Origin of the sequence: Nostoc sp. (assembly GCF_036919495.1) — a bacterium.
Lineage (GTDB): Bacteria > Cyanobacteriota > Cyanobacteriia > Cyanobacteriales > Nostocaceae > Nostoc.
In genome coordinates, this window is the sequence record NZ_JBALBZ010000043.1 from 1 (window position 1) to 2,271 (window position 2,271).

1 protein-coding gene is annotated in these 2,271 nt (G+C 38.0%); it reads left to right on the forward strand.

Annotated features, from left to right (window positions below):
* The coding region (ppk1, locus tag V7K25_RS05500; RefSeq protein WP_335155804.1) for a polyphosphate kinase 1 at positions 1–2,136 on the forward strand (2,136 nt) is incomplete at its 5' end.
* Positions 2,137–2,271: the final 135 nt, after the last annotated feature.

Sequence of the window (2,271 nt, forward strand, 5' to 3'; positions counted from 1 at the left end):
ATGTCTAAAGTCAAAGATATTAGTAAAACTATTAATGTGCATGACTCGGAGTACTACTTTAGTCGAGAATTAAGCTGGTTAGAATTTAACCGCCGAGTTTTACATGAGGCGTTAGATATTCGGACTCCATTACTAGAAAAACTCAAGTTTATTGCCATCTTTAGTGCTAATCTTGATGAATTTTTTATGGTTCGTGTTGCACTTCTCAAAGAACAAGTTAAAGCACAGTTAATTCAGCGAACTCCCGATGGTCGCACCCCAGAACAACAATTAGAAGCAATTTATCAATATCTGCATCCAATGGTGACTCAACAGCATCATTATTTTGAGCAGACGCTTCGACCAGAAATGACAGCGCAAGGCATTCATCTACTTAATTATGTTGACATTAATCCCGAACAGCGTAGTTACTTTCAAAAATTATTTCAAGAAATAATTTTTCCAGTTCTCACTCCTCTAGCTGTTGATCCTAGCCATCCCTTTCCACGAATGGCGAATCTCAGTTTAAATTTAGCAGTGGTAGTAAAAGCCCCAAACACCGGAGAGAAAAAGTTTGCTAGAGTCAAAATTCCCACTATTCTGCCTCGATTTATTCCCTTACCTCAAGAATTGCAAATAGATAATGGGAAATTAAATCACTGGACAGGTATGCCGATAGAGCAAGTAATTGCTCACAATTTAGAAGCTTTATTTCTCGGAATGGTCGTTGAGGAATATCACCTATTTCGATTAACCCGCAATACAGATTTAGAATTAGCAGAAGAAGCCGATGACTTACTATTAGCAATTCAACAAGAGTTATATAAGCGCAAATTCATTGGCTCGGTGGTGCGATTGGAAATTCAACCATCAATGCCTCAATCATTACGACAGATGTTGATGACAGAAATGAAACTGATTGAGAGTGATGTTTATGAGATAGAAGGGCTACTGAATTTAAAAGATTTGATGTCGTTTACGGCACTACCTTTACCTGAATTGAAAGATCCACCTTGGGCATCAGTAGTTCCGTCTCGTCTGCGTCATCTTCATCAACAAAATGAAATTGCCAACTTCAATGATGAGGAACAAAGTATTTTCTCGGTGATTCAGCAAAAAGATTTGCTAGTACATCATCCTTACGAATCCTTTGGCGCTTCTGTAGAAGAATTTATTGCTCAAGCTGCTCATGATCCTGATGTGTTGGCAATTAAAATGACACTTTATCGGACTTCGGGAGACTCGGAAATTGTCAGTTCTTTGATTACTGCTGCTGAAAATGGCAAACAAGTTGCTGTTATTTTAGAATTAAAAGCTCGCTTTGATGAAGAAAATAACATCACTTGGGCTAATAAATTAGAAAAATCTGGTGTTCATGTAGTATATGGACTGGTGGGACTAAAGACTCATAGCAAAACTTTGCTAGTGGTGCGTCAAGAGGGAGAAAATATTCGTCGTTATTTCCATATTGGTACTGGAAATTATAATTCCAAAACAGCAAATTTATATACAGATTTAGGACTAATTAGTTGTCGAGAAGACTTAGGGGCAGATTTAACTGATTTATTTAATTATTTGACTGGTTATTCCTGTAAAGATTCTTACCGCAAGTTGCTGGTATCACCTATTAATATGCGCGCTCGCATTACTGCCCTGATCCAGCGAGAAATCGAACACTGCAAAAACGGTAATCAAGGTCATATCATCGCTAAGATGAATGCTTTGGTTGACCCCCAAATTATTGCCACTTTATACAAAGCATCTCTTGCTGGAGTACAAATTGACCTAATTGTGCGGGGTATTTGTTGTTTGCGTCCTGGAGTTCCAAAAGTTAGCGAAAATATTCGTGCGATCAGCATTATTGGTCGTTTTTTAGAACACTCTCGGATATTTAACTTTCATAATAACGGACAAAATGAAGTATATATCGGCAGTGCCGATTGGATGACCCGCAACCTAGATCACCGAGTTGAAGTAGTTGTACCAGTTGAAGATGATGATATTGTGCAGAATTTACAAAAAATTCTCAAAATAATGCTAGCAGATAATCGCCAAGCTTGGGAGTTGCAGCCAGATGGCTCTTACATCCAACGTTACCCTAATAAAAATGAGCCAGAACGTAGCGCTCAAAATATTTTGATAGAAATGATGCAGTAATTCTCTAATAAAAATAGCCTGTATATACGAATGGCACAATCAGGCATATCAGTCCACGATGCAGATGTTTCTTCGCATCTTCACACAAATCATGGCGTAACTTCAAAACAAAAAACTCTCGCAGTTGTCCATGAA